This is a genomic window from Rhodococcus sp. NPDC057529 (genome assembly GCF_042802055.1).
Classification (GTDB): domain Bacteria; phylum Actinomycetota; class Actinomycetes; order Mycobacteriales; family Mycobacteriaceae; genus Rhodococcus_F.
Genome location: NZ_JBHVEY010000045.1, coordinates 1 through 14,520, shown reverse-complemented (window position 1 = coordinate 14,520; position 14,520 = coordinate 1). Strand labels below are relative to the sequence as shown.

At 64.0% G+C, this 14,520-nt stretch carries 12 protein-coding genes; 3 read left to right on the top strand and 9 right to left on the bottom strand.

The genetic code is table 11. The annotated features are described in order from the left end of the window. Positions 1-4 precede the first annotated feature (4 nt). The 3 genes from ACFU5V_RS41655 to ACFU5V_RS41645 all read right to left on the bottom strand — a co-directional run bounded on the left by ACFU5V_RS41655 (position 5) and on the right by ACFU5V_RS41645 (position 5,524). Entirely contained in the window at positions 5-1,585 is a 1,581-nt protein-coding gene (locus tag ACFU5V_RS41655) for a class I adenylate-forming enzyme family protein (RefSeq protein ID WP_378707079.1), read from the bottom strand. Continuing rightward, positions 1,582-3,102 (bottom strand): purine-cytosine permease family protein, encoded by a 1,521-nt coding sequence (locus ACFU5V_RS41650; protein WP_378707077.1) that lies wholly within the window; start codon positions 3,100-3,102, stop codon positions 1,582-1,584. The genes ACFU5V_RS41655 and ACFU5V_RS41650 overlap by 4 nt, the downstream gene beginning before the upstream one ends. Positions 3,103-4,018: 916 nt before the next feature. Next, positions 4,019-5,524, bottom strand: coding sequence for a PucR family transcriptional regulator ligand-binding domain-containing protein (locus ACFU5V_RS41645; protein ID WP_378707075.1), 1,506 nt, complete (start codon positions 5,522-5,524; stop codon positions 4,019-4,021). A 1,122-nt stretch (positions 5,525-6,646) separates the two neighbouring features. Here ACFU5V_RS41645 and speB point away from each other — a divergent pair. Both speB and ACFU5V_RS41635 read left to right on the top strand, forming a co-directional pair. After that, positions 6,647-7,624: an agmatinase gene (gene speB / locus ACFU5V_RS41640; protein ID WP_378707073.1), complete on the top strand. Its 978-nt coding sequence runs from the start codon at positions 6,647-6,649 to the stop codon at positions 7,622-7,624. A gap of 34 nt (positions 7,625-7,658) precedes the next feature. After that, a complete protein-coding gene (locus tag ACFU5V_RS41635; RefSeq protein ID WP_378707071.1) occupies positions 7,659-8,531 on the top strand; it encodes a polysaccharide deacetylase in 873 nt (290 codons plus the stop codon). A gap of 592 nt (positions 8,532-9,123) precedes the next feature. Here ACFU5V_RS41635 and ACFU5V_RS41630 read toward each other — a convergent pair. Then, the gene (locus ACFU5V_RS41630) at positions 9,124-10,047 is read right to left on the bottom strand and encodes a LysR family transcriptional regulator (protein ID WP_378707069.1); all 924 of its coding nucleotides are present in this window, start codon (positions 10,045-10,047) and stop codon (positions 9,124-9,126) included. 668 nt (positions 10,048-10,715) lie between these two features. Here ACFU5V_RS41630 and ACFU5V_RS41625 point away from each other — a divergent pair. Beyond that, positions 10,716-11,042: a hypothetical protein gene (locus ACFU5V_RS41625; RefSeq protein WP_378707067.1), complete on the top strand. Its 327-nt coding sequence runs from the start codon at positions 10,716-10,718 to the stop codon at positions 11,040-11,042. A 338-nt stretch (positions 11,043-11,380) separates the two neighbouring features. Here the strand turns inward: ACFU5V_RS41625 and ACFU5V_RS41620 are convergent, their stop codons facing one another. The 5 genes from ACFU5V_RS41620 to ACFU5V_RS41600 form a co-directional block, all read right to left on the bottom strand. Beyond that, on the bottom strand, positions 11,381-11,710 hold the full coding sequence (locus ACFU5V_RS41620; RefSeq protein WP_378707065.1) for a hypothetical protein: 330 nt from the start codon (positions 11,708-11,710) through the stop codon (positions 11,381-11,383). 207 nt (positions 11,711-11,917) lie between these two features. Then, positions 11,918-12,307 (bottom strand): PPOX class F420-dependent oxidoreductase, encoded by a 390-nt coding sequence (locus tag ACFU5V_RS41615; RefSeq protein WP_378707063.1) that lies wholly within the window; start codon positions 12,305-12,307, stop codon positions 11,918-11,920. Positions 12,308-12,359: 52 nt separating this feature from the next. Continuing rightward, entirely contained in the window at positions 12,360-12,521 is a 162-nt protein-coding gene (locus ACFU5V_RS41610; RefSeq protein ID WP_007295704.1) for a hypothetical protein, read from the bottom strand. Beyond that, positions 12,518-13,651 (bottom strand): IS701 family transposase, encoded by a 1,134-nt coding sequence (locus tag ACFU5V_RS41605; RefSeq protein WP_378707061.1) that lies wholly within the window; start codon positions 13,649-13,651, stop codon positions 12,518-12,520. The genes ACFU5V_RS41610 and ACFU5V_RS41605 overlap by 4 nt, the downstream gene beginning before the upstream one ends. A 445-nt stretch (positions 13,652-14,096) precedes the next feature. Next, a partial coding sequence (locus tag ACFU5V_RS41600) for an MFS transporter (RefSeq protein ID WP_378707059.1) occupies positions 14,097-14,520 on the bottom strand: 424 nt, incomplete at its 5' end.

Sequence of the window (14,520 nt, the reverse complement as noted above, 5' to 3'; positions counted from 1 at the left end):
GTGCTTAACTCGTGGTTCGGGATGCCGGGGCGATGCTCGCCCGCGATGCGATCTGGCGGCGATCGATCTTGCCGCTGGGGGTCATCGGCAGATCGTCCAGAGCAACGATCTGTTTGGGGATCTTGTAGTTGGCCAGCACCTCGCCCAGGTACGTCACCAGCTCCGAGGTCTCGGGTGTTGTTCCGCGGTACTTGACGAAGGCGTGGCCGACCTGGCCCCACGTCGGGTCGGGTACTGCAGTGACGATGGCGTTCGCCACCTGCGGGTGCGATTCGAGGGCGCGTTCAACCTCTTGGGGGTAGACGTTGTATCCACCGGATTTGAACATGGCGTCTTTGCGGCCGGCCAATACCAGGCATCCGTCCTCGCGGACGTAGGCGAGGTCGTTGGTGTGGTAATAGCCGTTGCCGTCGACGGCGGGATCGATCGATCCGTCCGCGGCGCGATAGCCTCCGAACAGACTCGGGCTCTTGATGACCACTTCGCCGACTTCACCAGCGGGCAGAACTGTTCCCTCGTCATCGACCACTCGCACGTCGAAGCCCGGATGCGGGCGGCCAACTGTCTCCTGGGTGACGGGCAGCGGATCGCCCGGGTCGGTATAGGTGACGTTGCCGTGCACCTCCGTCATCCCGTACCCAGTGACCAGGGGCAGACCGGTCGCTCGCAGCGCGACGAGCATCTCGTCGTTGAGCGGCGCGCCGGCAAACCCGATGAGGTCGAGACTGCTGAAATCGGTGCACGCCCAGCGCTCCGAGCGGGTGGCCAGCAGGAGCATCGTGGTCTGGGTCCACCAGAAGTTGAGGCGGTCCCGTTCGATGGTTTCCAGGACTGCTTCGGGACTCCAGCGGGCGATGACGCTGACCGAGCCCCCGCCGGCGAGGACTGCCATGCAGTTGTCGCCGATGAATCCGAGGTGGTTGATCGGCAGGTCCGCGACTCCCCGGGGCGCCCGGCGATACCAGTGTTCGGCCTGCGCCGCGTACGACCGCATCATCGGGCCGCTGGCCAGCAGGGCACCCTTGGGGCGACCGGACGACCCGGAGGTGAAGACCATCGCGACGGGGTCGGAGTCGGTGATCGAGGTGCGCGCGGCCGCCACCGCATCCTCGCCGGCGGCGTTGGCGCGCAGGAACTCGTCCATTCCCGGCCGGTCGAAGACCTGCGTCTGCCCGCCGATCAGTCGCGGAACCGGGTCCAGCTGGTCGAAGGCGGCGAGCACCTTGTCGGTGTGACTGGCGTCGAACTCCCCCACGACGAACACGACCGTCGGTTCGGCGATCGAGAGCACATGGACCAGTTCATCGGTGCTCTGTTTGGGGTTCAATCCGACGAAGATTGCACCCACCTGCGCCGCGGCCAGAAACAGGATGAGAGTGTCCGCGTGGGGGTTGCTGTATACCGCGATTCGATCGCCGCGGCGCACGCCGCTCCCGATCAGCGCACCCGCAAGCTGTTGCACCGTGGTGAACGCTTGCCCGTAGGTGATCTCGCGGCCGTCGTGCCGGACCAGCGGCGCGGACGGTGTCGTAGTGGCGAAGTGTTCGAAGTAGTCCGAGACTGTGGATCGTGTGGATGTAGTCATCTGTGGGAGCTTTCGCCTGAGGGTCGGTCTGTCGGGACGACTGTTGCCAGCGTGCTGTGTTCGGGATGTGTTACACCGGAGTAGATGTCGTCGTCGGGGAGAATGTTGCGGCCGGGGTAGAGCGGGGTCGAACGGCGTGACCACACGTAGTAGACGATGCCGGGGACGATCAGCCCGACGATCCAGGACACATCCGTGCCGCCGAGGATCTCGACCATCGGGCCGGTGTACAAGGTGGTGTACAGGAACGGGATCTGCACCAGCAGGCCGAGGAAGTAGCTGACGATGGCGATGGTGTTCCACTTGCCGTACCGACCATTCGGATCGGACAGTGCCGGCACGTCGTAACGTTCCTTCGAGATGCAGTAGAAGTCGATCAGATTGATCGCACTCCACGGGGTGAAGAACGCGAGCAGGAACAGCAGCAGCGACGAGAACGAGGAGAGGAAGTTCTCGCTGGCGTACAGCCCGATCAGGGTAGCGGATGCCATGATGGCCAAGATGGTGGCCATGCGGGTGCGCGGGGAGATCTCGCGGTAACCGCGGAATCCGCTCACCGCGGTCACCAGGCACATGAACCCGCCGTAACAGTTGAGCACGTTCACGGTGAGCTTGCCGAAGGCGATGACGAAGTAGAGCAAGGCGGCCACGAGGCCGGCGCCGCCGATCGCGACGACGCTGCCGACTTCGTTGTCCCGGAACGCCGGTCCTGCCGCAGCGGCGGCCAGTACTCCGAACGACATCGCCCACATGGTGCCCAGGACGGTGCCACTGAGGGTGAAGGTGAAGGTCTTCACCGACGAGGTCTCGTACGGCAGATAACGCGAGTAGTCCGCCACGTACGGGCCGTAGGTGACCTGGAACGAGGCTGCCAGGGCGACCGCGAGCAGGAAGTTGGCGACCGAGAACTGCGAGCCGGCCAGCAGGTCGCTGATGTCGACGTCAACCAGCATCCGGTAGGTGAGGAAGACAAACGCGATCGATCCGATGACGGTGTTGGCCCGGCCCATCACATGGATCAGGCGGTACCCGACGATGGTGACCAGCGCGGTCAGCAAACCGAAGATGATGATCCCGGTGCGGTGCGAGGTATGAGTCAAATCAGCGACCGCCTGGCCGGCCAGCACGCCGCCCACCGACGCGTATCCGACATACATCACCAACGCCAGCACGAGCGGAATCGTCGCGCCGTACACACCGAACTGCGCCCGGCTGGAGATCATCTGCGGCAGCCCCAGTCGTGGTCCCTGCACCGAGTGCAGGGCCATCACCGTTCCGCCGAACAGCAACCCGACAAGGAGGCCGACGATTGTCCACAGCACCTCGTTGGTCATGAGCATCGCGGCGGCGCCGGTGATCAGCGCGGTGATGTTCAGGTTGGACCCGAACCACAGTGTGAACTGGTTTCGGGGCCGGCCGAACCGCTCGGATCTAGGTATGTACCCGATCGATCGGACTTCCACCTCGGAGATAGCCGCGGTATGCGTATCCGAGGTAGACGACATGTCAGATGTCATCTTCTTCATACTCCGTTCAAACGGGAAAAGGCCCGTCGGTTGCGACCAACGGTGATCAACGCGTGGTCCTGGTCTGACGCGGCGACATGTCGGCCACAGCCCGAACACTCGAGTAGGGAATGATCGGACAGCTGCGAATGCCGCCGCCCCGACATCCCGGCCACGTCGAGGCGGCGCACTTGATCACCCGGGGTGGGTATGCAACTCCGGTCGGTGGTCGCCGTTGCAATCGAACAAACTGCGCACGACCTGGTCCGGCGGCTGCAGGAAGATCGTGTCATAAGAGCAACTATGGCCCCGATCACCATCCCGCGGAATACGACGTGCGTCTAGATCTGCGGTACCGCTTCATAAGATCGGTCATACGCGGCCACGCCGCTTCCGTAACGACGTTCAGTGTGGTCCTTCCCGCCAAGCCGCCGACCCCCAAGGGCCGACAAGGTAACCGACCACGGGATGACGGGTCAGATGATCTGCGGTTGGACGCGAAGAATCGAGTGTGTCCACGGCCGCGCCACCCGGATGGACCGAAGACGTCTCGTCAGCCGGAAGCGTCTCCGCGGATCGCGCCAAGGCAAGACGCCGATCCCGAAGCCTGCCAGAGACCAATCCATCCCGGACGGTTTGTTTCGACCGAACCGACAATCAACTCTCCGAAGTCGAGTGGGCCATCCCGCATCCGATGTCGGCGCACGCCGAGCCGCGACGGAATCCTGCGCGGGTGCCCCTCCCCAGGTATGGCGATTCCGAACACAGCCAGGTCGCCGAGTGGCGAAACGCGGGCGCGGGTGAGACCGAGCCTTGGGTGGGTCCGGTCAGACCACGCGTCGTTGCATGCCTGATACCGCTACGGGCACCACATGGTCAGCTCAACCTGCGGCCCCGCTCCCGGCAGTCGAAACAGTCGTCGTCGGTCCTAACTGGGAGCCGCGACGAGTTCGCGTGCCCGCAAGGCGATCCACAAATCGGCGATGTGGGCAGACATAGCCAGATCACGGCTCGTGATTTCCTCGACCCTGCGGATTCTGTAAATGACTGTCTGCCGATGGACACCAATCTGTTCTGCAGCCTTTTGCCACGACCTATTGCAGCTGAGGTAGATGTCCAGAGTCTTGACCAATTCGGTGTTGTGTTTGGCGTCATAGGCCAAGAGCTCACCCAATGTGCGATCGACGACTATCCGCGCTTCCTGCGTGTCCCGCAGAATCGACAGCAGAGTCGCGTCCGCGTACCGACTGAGGCGTTCCGGCGCGTAGGCCGCGTCCCGCACAGCCCAATTGGCCTCCCTGACCGCGTCCGCCGCTCGGTCGGGCGACTGGAGAGGATCGCTGATCCCGACCATCGTCTGCGGCCCCAATCTCCGGTGGAGTAGCTCGATCGCCTCCGGAGACGACGGCAACAGCGCATACAGCAATCCCGACCGTCGCAGAAGCAAGTTCGGAACCGAACGGCGATGCATGCTCAGGTGCAGTGACTGCTCATCGGCCTCTCGGCCACCGCTCGTCGCAGCCAAGACGCAGTCAGCGGGGTCGAGACCGCGATCGATGAGCAGACGATCGGCATCGGTGCTGTTCAGTCGCCCATCGAGAATTCCGGCCAGCAGTTCCGCCCCAGTCCGCCGCTCAAGTTCGCGACGAATCCCCTGCTGTGCCAGCAGAACCGCGGCGGCGGTCGCACAGTGCTGGAGGAGGACGATATCCGGTGGAGCCGCCCGGAACGCATACGTCACCAACACGGTAGGTTCTTCATCAGGGACTTCCACCACCTGCGCTCGAATCCCTTCGAGGTCGAGGTGGACCACGCCGGGGAGGGCGCCGCCTCGCTTGCCTACCTCCTCCACCACGGCTTCGCGAAGGTCATTCGGGACCGGTTCAGCGGCATCGAGTGCGGGAAGCCCGGTCCCCGCGTCCAAGATCGAAACCTTGCAGGCCAGGTCACGGGCGAGTGGTTTGAGGACGTCGGCGGTCGATGGTTGCGATACCGCGCGGCGAACCATCGCATAGACGCGCCCGGTCGTCACCAGGCGCCGACTCTCATCGCTGGCGTTCTGATCGGCAACGGCACGACCGATCGCACCGAAACCCACCGAATAGGGCGCAGCCAGGACCGGGAACTTGAGCTCATTCGCCCGCGACAGGGCGGCGTCTTGAATCGTCGGCGTGTCAGGGTCGATACCGAGCACCAGTCCACTGATGCCGTACTCGACGAGACTCTCGATCAGGGTCACCTGATCTCGCACCGCCGGAGACATGGTGCGGCCGTTCTTCATGAGAAGTTCCCCACCGGTCATCCACTCCCACGGGCGATCCAGATCAGAGGTCTGCGCCCACTTCACCTGGCGATCGGCACCATCACCTCCCGCCCACAACTCGAGCCGGAGATGGGACATCGCAAGCAGATCTCCGATCGTCGACACTGCCATCACTCGCAACCGGATTTAGACGATCGTATAACCACAGTGCTCAGTGTAGACGTTCGTCGTATTCACCCCGACGGTCTCGAGACCCACAGTGGAAGAAGTCAGCCCATCCATGAATGAAGCCTCACCCCTGCCGGGCGCAGTCCAAGACCTGCAGGATTGCGGCCCCCGACTGCGGCGGCCCCCGACATTGTGCACTCCCCGCCAGCACCCGATGAACCCCGACAGATCACCCACCGGTCGACACACTCACGGCGCGGTTCCACAACCACCCCCGGACCTCGACCCCGAGTAGATGGCTCACATCCCATGAATTCTCACGAGTATCGCAGATGGCGCCAACGGCGACGTGCCGCATGGGTCAACCTCGAGCGCACACGCAAACATCATGACAGCGAGGCTGACCGCCTCATCACATTCGCCGCTATGTGGGCCCCTTACGGGGGAGCAAGCGCCGACGAGATCCTTGTCCATTTCGGAATGCCCAAACCGCGATTCATCGATTGCTTGTGGCAGGTAATTCCTGAATCTCGCTGCGCCCAAGATGATATCTCCCATCTCGCGAACGCGTACCCGCAATGCCCGCGGACGAACGGAAGTTAAACCGCACGGTGGGTTACACTCGAAGCCCACTCGATTGGGACAATGAGCCCGACATAGCCAGAGCAAGAACGACATTCACGACCTTCTGCCTCTGCGGGGGCCACTCCGAGAACCTGTGACGGACGACATTTCAGCTGCCTTGACAGGCTATGCCGGCAAGATCCGGAGCCGATTTCGCCCCGGGTTGCCGCAGCTCCACCTCGGGCGGCGCGCACGTGATGTTCTCGCGGCTCGCCGATGCGTGACCTGGTCGAGCATTCCCACCGAGTTGGATCATCGTATAGGCGCAATCGGCAAATCTATACGTCCGGAGTATTCACACTCGGATCCTCGTAGACGATAGTGAGACTCCACCAGGATTTGGCGAGGAGACCACCATGGAATTCGACCGGCACGCCCAAGACACACGCGTCGGGCGACCCGGCGGCCGGACGAACTCGCCACATCTCTTGCCCTCTTGACGCACAACGACATCGGCGACCCCGCCGGCCACACACTTGAGATCACTGGAGGAACCACCCGATGCCGAGCGTGACCAACAACTCCGCCCACACTCAGACCACTGCGCCGGTCGGGCAGGTCGACGGACTCAGTGTCCCCCGCTACGCGGGCCATTCGACCTTCGCACGCCTGCCTCGGATCGAAGACGTCCCCCGCCACGACGTCGCAGTCGTCGGTGTCCCGTTCGACACCGGCGTCACCTACCGACCCGGTGCCCGTTTCGGCCCGGCGCACATTCGCCAGTCCTCCCGGCTGCTGCGTCCCTACAACCCCGCCCTCGGTGTCGAACCGTTCGCGCACCAGCAGGTCGTCGACGCCGGTGACATCGCCTTCAATCCCTTCGACATCGATGCCGCGTGCACCCAGATCGAGCGGGGCGCTTACGAACTCATCCAGGACGGCGCCACACTGGTCACCCTCGGCGGCGATCACACGATCGCGTACCCGCTGCTCAAGGCGATCAACCGGGTGCACGGGCCGGTCGCCCTCGTCCACTTCGACGCGCACCTCGACACCTGGGACACCTACTTCGACACGCCCTTGACCCACGGCACCCCGTTCCGTCGCGCCGCCGAGGACGGATTGTTCGTCTACGGCCACAGCGCCCATGTCGGCATCCGTGGCTCCCTGTACTCACCGAACGACCTGGCATCCGACGCCGAACTCGGCTTCCAGATCGTGCACTGCCGCGAGTTCACCCGTAGGCCCATCGACGACATCATCGACCAGCTCCGCCAGACCATCGGTGAGACACCGCTATACGTGTCCATCGACATCGACGTCCTCGACCCCGCCCACGCTCCCGCTACCGGCACTCCCGAGGCCGGCGGGATGACGAGCCGCGAACTCCTCGACATCCTCCGCGGGTTCGACGGACTCAACCTGGTCGGCGTCGACATCGTCGAGGTCTCGCCCGCATACGACCACGCCGAGATCACTGGTGTCGCCGCGGCAAACCTTGCATACGAATTCGTCTCCCTGCTGGCGAAGAAGGCCTGATGAGTTACCTGGCCGACCACCCCAGGTCGCCGTGATGACGACACCAGCGGCACCCATCATGTGGCCGAACGGAAAGAAGGCGGCCGCCTGCTTCACCTTCGACGTCGATGCCGAATCGGCCCTGCTCGGCGTGTCCGTCGAACACGGCAACCGGATGTCGGTCATGTCCCATCAGGCATACGGTCCGCTGGTCGGGGTACCGCGGATCCTCGACCTGCTCGCCCGGCACGAAGTCCGGTCGACCTTCTTCGTCCCCGGATACACCGCACGCCGATACCCGGACGTCGTTCGGGCGATCGTCGACGGCGGCCACGAGATCGCCCACCACGGATACCTGCACGAACCCATGACAGGGCTCACCGAACAGCAGGAGGCCGCCATCCTCGACCGCGGCCTCGACGCCCTCGAAGCCGTCACCGGCCAACGTCCGGTCGGCTACCGGGCACCCATGTGGGAACTGAATTGGCACTCCCCCGGCCTGCTCGCCGATCGCGGCTTCCTCTACGACAGCAGCCTCATGGACGCCGACCACCCCTACGAACTCGCGATCCCCGACAATCGAAGCCTCATCGAGATCCCAATCCAATGGGCCCTCGACGACTGGGAACAATACTGCTACATCCCGGACTTCTCCGGCTCCGGGCTGATCGAAAGTCCCCGTAAGGCCGCCGAGATCTGGGGACTCGAGTTCGAAGGACTCCGCGCCGCCGGAGGATGCTTCGTCCTCACCAACCACCCCTTCCTCTCCGGTCGACCCTCACGCGCGAAGGTCCTCGAAGAACTCGTCCACTACGTGAAGACCTGTGAGGACGTGTGGACCACCACGCTCAGCGAGATCGCACACCACACCCGGACACTGAAACTCACGCCACGATCGATCCACCGACCCGACCCCGACGATCTATAGACCTGCAGGGGTACTCCATCGACGAGGGTTCCGAGGTCCACCTGGCCTTCCGCAGATCCAGGTCGCTGCCCCATCCCCCGGGGCCTGCTGCGCCTGCCGACGATCGGCAACAGCGACTTTGCGCTTGCCCCGCCCGAGCCGAAAGTGCGTTGACGAGAGCTCGGCGGCTGACGGATCTCCTCCGCCCCCTGGAGGTGGTACGGCCAATTATTCGTCGTTGTTCAGCGGTGAGCATCGTCAACCAGACGAAACGGCAACCGACGCTTGCACTGGGAAACTTCCGACATCGGTTCGTGAACTCGATCCGCATAAGCGGTGCCGGCCGATTGCCGACAGGATTCGAGGCGAGCCATGTCGGCGGCCAGCCGGCACTGATGCTGTGAACGCCGGAACGAGGGCTGCGCCCCACCTGCCTGTCTGCGTGACGGTCGCGTATCGCTCGGCGCAACAGACGGAGTCAAGATAAATCCTTTGCCGATGACAGACGTGGCCTGCTGCGACAGGTCCTGGTGCTGACGCTGCGCATCCTCCGACGCGAAGTGGCGAATCTGACTGGGCCACTCCAACGTGGTCCGGCAGAAGTAGGTGTCAGTCACTGATCGTCGACGTTGATGACGAGTTGAGACGCTGCCTCGCGGATCAACGTGCTGATCGCCTGGACCAGGTTCTTCGCGCGTTTGCTGCGTGGGTGACTGCGTAGGACAACTCTGCGGGTACCCAGTCCCGGTACGTCGAGTATCTCTACCCCCGAACGTTCTACACCGCGCAGCGCCAGTTCGGGGATAAGGGCCATTCCTTCGCCGGCAGCAACCAGTGCGAGTGCTGTCTGCGTTCCATGGAAGTAATGGACTGTGCTTTGGTCGGTGCCCAACATATCGCGAAGCCGGGTTGCAGCGTGAGCGCTCGCGGAACTTGCCTGCTCACCAAGCCAGGGCATGTCGAGTCGCGCCAAGTCGGTTACGTCTGAGATCAGCGCTCCCGCCGGGATCACTAGTTTCCACGGCTCGTCCAACAACGGGGTTTCGATCATCCCTGCAGGTAACACGGCGCCGACTTCGCCCGCATCGAGCTCGAACACAGCCGCATCCAGGTCTCCCGACCTCAACGAACGTAGCAAGGATTCCGGGTATCCCTCCGCGATGTGAAACTGAACGCCGGGAAGCTTGAGACGCCACTCGGGAAGAACCGGGGCGACGACCGTGGATAGAAAGCTCTGGAAACCTCCGATTCGCATCGGCCCCTTCAGCTCTGCCTCTGCGTGCTCCAGTCTCGAACGCACTGCGGTGAGGGTCTTTTCGATCTCCTGCGCAGCCTCGGCAAGAGCTTGACCTTCCGGCGTCAGCGTGGAACCCAGGGGTGTCCGGGTCACTAGTGTGTACCCGGTTTCACGGGCGAGACGGGTGAGTTGCTGCGACACCGCGGAGGGCGTCACCTTCAGCTCGTCTGCCGCGGCGAGTACGCCCCCGGCACGAGCGACGGCCAGCAGAAATCGTAACCTGCTCGGATCCAGATGCATTCACTGATTCTAAACTCCCTATGTAGACAAATTCAATTGTGCTTAACCATCCCAAACGGCATACTTCCCTTACATTCTCAAGAAAGGAAAATTGGTCGATGATCGCGGCGGCACTCGGTTGGGCAGGGACGATAGGCACCTTCGTCACCTACGTTATGGTCTCGCGCGGGCGCATGACCGTGAGTTCTGTTCGCTATGCATCATTGAACGCGGTGGGCGGGACATTCGCTGGGACGGCCTCCGCTTTGTACGGTGCGTGGCCAAGTGCGGCGGCGAATTTTGCGTGGTCCGTAGTTGCCTTGCACACGCTCTCGCTGTGCGTTCACCGCAGACTCCGGCAGTCGTCGTCGCTGACCGCCGTGGTGTCGTCAGAATCGTCCAGTGATGGCGGCGGAGAGTGCGACCATGAGTATGTCGGGCCGACGTCGATTGACAATGCGATTGTCGCCCCCCGGGCCCGATGTGAATGGTCTCTCTGCTCAGCTGGGACCTGAATCGACACATGGTGTCGGCTTCGGCAGACCTGTAATGCCGGTCCATCGACCACTGACATGACCTAAACCACGCCGCTCACGTTCGTGGACGGAACAATGCCCGAAGACGCCCCGGACTCGTAATGCCGATTGCACCCGCCAACTCGTCTCGTTAACTGCAAGAAGGAGGAGATCATGACCGCCGCCGTCCCCCACAGCTCCTGCGCCGACGACCGCACGTGCTCCTCCGATGACAGCAACGACACACGAAAGCAGCACGGTTTGCGGTTGCCCGCCGCATCGATCGTCCTCGGAACGCTGTCCGTGGCGTCGTTCTGGGTGGTCGGACTCGGCTTCATCCTGGGAATAGCAGCGGTGATCTGCGGTGCCGTCGCCGCCTCACGAAACTCGGCAGCCGAGGACGAGGCGGCATCCTTGCGTGCCCTACTCGGCGTCGTTGCCGGCGCCGCGGGCATCACCGTCTCCGCTATCGCCCTGCTCCCCATGCTCTCGCACCTGTGAACCACGAACACGGCCAACCTATTTCCGGTCGCCACCTTGGCTTGGTCGCATGAAGCCACCCGAGGGAGGCTCGGGGCGGTGGTGCCAGGGCGGGTGGTGCTGGCCCAATGCCCTTGGTTGCTGCACGGCCGGCAGTTGTTCGCGGGAACCACGAGTGCGGCTCAAACCGTCTCGGCCAGGGTGGCGCCGATGGACTCGGCCGAAATGACACCATGTGATGACCGGGCGTGCGGATCGAACGATGCCGTGGTGAGGGCACGGCCGGAAGTCGCTATCGGTGACGATCCCGATCACACCACCCCGATCCATCAACGCGTACAACTGGCCGGGGTCGGTGATCACGGACGGGGCCTCGCCGGCCTCGCCTGATCGACCAATCCGGAGCGGGCCAGTCGTTTCCCGGTGACGAGGGCGCTGCAGTGCCCGAACTGGTCCCGCGGTGGGTGCCGCAGCACCGGCCGCGGGACCAGGAAGCGGTAGCAGAGTGTGTCTTCCGAGGCGCGGATCGCGAGCGGCGGCGGCAAACCGGACAGCACCGAGATCTGCCCGACCGTTTCGCCGGGGTCGACAAGATCGACGACCCGTCCGCGCCAGGGCGTCGAGGTCGGTCTCGGTTGCGACCTGTCGTCGCTGCGTCTCACCTCGGCGAACGCGGGATTGATCCGCACCGTCGCGCTTACGTACGAAGGGCGAGCAACTGCGGTCCGGGACAGCGTTCAGAACCCCAGGAACTCCTCGAGCTCTGGTACACCGCCCCGGAGCCGACCCCCGGCGTCAGGCTCATACCGCCGACTCCATCAGGTTTGTAGGGGAATAGGCTCAGCAGCCGGACTCGAAACCAAACGTGGACAGGTACGCGATCGCTTGATCGCGGCTCAGTGATCGGCACGGACGTGCGTTGGCACCACGCGGACGATGACTCGTTTGTTCTGCGGGTCGGGCTCCACCCAGGCGGCGCCGTCGTACTTGTGGCTGAGCTGCTCGATGAGAGCGCCCGTCGGGTCATCGATGAGTTCGGCCTTTCCGCGAATTTCGACGGTGTCCATCGGATCGGCCGGGTTGATCCAAGAGATGCTCACTCGCGGGTCGCGCTCGAGGTTGTTGGTTTTGCGGCGACCGTAGATGGTGGAGAACACCGCGGCGTCGCCGTCGGTGTGCGCCCAGACGACGGTCAGCTGAGGTGATCCGTCTGGATTGAGGGTCGCCACGGTGGCGAGCACCGGCGCGTCGATCAGGCTGCGGGCATGTGCGGATAGGGCGCCCATTGTTGTGCTCCGTTCGTCGAGGGTTTCCGGCGTACTAGTACTGCAACGGCACTTATGGGAGGTGTCCGCGACGTCGGTAGTGGGAGGTGCGGGCCTGGTGTTGTCGGCGCCGTCGCCAGTTCGACCAGGACCAGATGTGCTCGTCCGGGTGGGCGTGTCGCAGGATCAGTTGCACGAGCAGGCGGCGGATCTCGGGTAGCGTGTAGCCGATCATGCCCTGATCTTCGATCCCGATTCCCCCTTTACCGCTTCGGTTTTCGTTCCGGCGAGCCAGGCGAGGGCGAGCATCGACAAGGTGATGTGGGCGTACCAGGCCCGGTAGGTGCGTACCTGGTACTGGTCGAGGCCGGCCTCGTTCTTGGCCTGGTGGAAGCATTCCTCGACCCGCCACCGGGAGCCGGCGATGGTGGCGAGTTCGGTGAGCGTGGTGCGGCGGGGTCCGGCGCAGATGTAGTACGCGATCTCGGTCGGATCGGAGAGGGATCGGCGGCCGAGCAGCCAGTGCCCTCGCCCAGGTGCCCAGGCGATCCGGATCGGGATCCGCACCCAGGAATACTCCCGCGGCCCGTGTGCGCCGTCGCCGACGGAGATCCGGCGCCACTGCTTCGCCGGGACCGCGGCGATCATCTCGTCGGCGCGGCCGGCGCGGCCGTGCGGGGTGAACACATCGTCGTTGCACCGGGTAGCCAACACATACGAAACATCGCGTTCCTCGAGCCAGACCCGCAGGTACTTCACCTGCCCGTAGGCCTCGTCGGCGGTGACCCAGGAGAACGGGACCCGGGCGTCGAGGGCGCGTGCGATCATGTGTTGCGCCAGTCTCGGTTTGGTCGCGAACTCCACCTCGTCACCGATCCCGGCGGCGCGGCACCGGTCCCGGTCGGAGGTCCACGATTCGGGCAGGTACAGTTCCCGGTCGATGAGCGCGTGCCCGGCGCCGCTGGCGTAGGCGAGGAACACCCCGATCTGACAATTTTCCACCCGCCCCGCGGTGCCCGAGTACTGGCGCTGCACCCCGGCCGAGCGGGTGCCCTTCTTGAGGAATCCGGTGTCATCGACGATCAGCACACCGGCCGGATCGCCGAGGCGTTCGACCACGTAGTCACGCACATCGTCGCGGACCCCGTCGACGTCCCAGTCCGCCCGCCGCAGCAACCGTTGCATCCCATCCGGGCTCACCTCGCCGGCCCGCTCGGCGAGGGTCCACCCGTTCTTGCGTTCCAGACCCGCAACCAACCCCGTCACATATTCACGGACCCGGGACCGCGGCTCCGACCGGGCGAACCGACCGGAGATCCGCTCATGCAACGCTTCCAACTCGGCAGCAACCAAATCGAGGACCACACAACCAGTATCGTCTACCTGTCAAGCAAGTGCCGTTGCAGTACTAGCCGGCCATGATGATGAGGTGGGGTGCGCTGGTCGTCACGATCGGCGCAATGCCCTCGTGGGCAGGGTGAGGCGACCGACCGATCACCTTCCTCCGAGACCATTGGTGCAGTCCTACAAGGAGGTCATTGCTGCCAACGATACCTTCCACGTGTCACCAGCAAGGCCGGCTATCGGACGTAGTCGGCCTTGCCGGTGATGTCGACGGTGCTTCCAGTCGCGTGCCGGGCGCGTCCGGAGGCTCTTTGGCTGGACCAGAGATCGCGTTGCGTCGGGAGTATGGAACCAAGTCACTCGAAGACGGGTGGGCGGGCTGAGCCCACAGGTTTAGCAGCGGCTTTCTGCGCCCGTCCCCACCGGCTGGGGGCGAAGTACCCGTGTCGATCTCACGAAATATCGGTTAGTGGCCTGACCACCCGGCCGAGGTCTCGGACAGGTTCTTGCCTTTGGTTTCCGGTGCCCACAGCTGCGAGATGATCGCGCCGACGCCGACGACAACCGCCATGATGAGGAGCACCGAGCTGATCCCGAGCTTGTCGATCCCGACCGGCAACAAGAACGTGCCCGCCGCCGCGCCGAACCGGCTGACTGCCGCCGCGAAACCAGTCCCCACGCCACGGACCTCGGTCGGGAACAGCTCGCCGGGGTACACAGCGATCAGCACACCGTTGATCGTGTTCAGGAACGAGAAGGCGAAGAACAGTGCCAGAACCAACGCTGTGGGGATGCCGGACCAGAGGCCGAGGACGAGAAAGATTCCCAGCATGATCCACTGCGGGGGCACCGTGAACACCCGACGTCCCGCTTTGTCGATCAGAATCATG

Coding starts and splice junctions, on each gene's coding strand:
- ACFU5V_RS41655 (WP_378707079.1), bottom strand. CDS start 1,585: ATGACTACATCCACACGATCCACAGTCTCGGACTACTTCGAACACTTC.
- ACFU5V_RS41650 (WP_378707077.1), bottom strand. CDS start 3,102: ATGACATCTGACATGTCGTCTACCTCGGATACGCATACCGCGGCTATC.
- ACFU5V_RS41645 (WP_378707075.1), bottom strand. CDS start 5,524: ATGGCAGTGTCGACGATCGGAGATCTGCTTGCGATGTCCCATCTCCGG.
- speB (WP_378707073.1), top strand. CDS start 6,647: ATGCCGAGCGTGACCAACAACTCCGCCCACACTCAGACCACTGCGCCG.
- ACFU5V_RS41635 (WP_378707071.1), top strand. CDS start 7,659: ATGACGACACCAGCGGCACCCATCATGTGGCCGAACGGAAAGAAGGCG.
- ACFU5V_RS41630 (WP_378707069.1), bottom strand. CDS start 10,047: ATGCATCTGGATCCGAGCAGGTTACGATTTCTGCTGGCCGTCGCTCGT.
- ACFU5V_RS41625 (WP_378707067.1), top strand. CDS start 10,716: ATGACCGCCGCCGTCCCCCACAGCTCCTGCGCCGACGACCGCACGTGC.
- ACFU5V_RS41615 (WP_378707063.1), bottom strand. CDS start 12,307: ATGGGCGCCCTATCCGCACATGCCCGCAGCCTGATCGACGCGCCGGTG.
- ACFU5V_RS41610 (WP_007295704.1), bottom strand. CDS start 12,521: ATGATCGGCTACACGCTACCCGAGATCCGCCGCCTGCTCGTGCAACTG.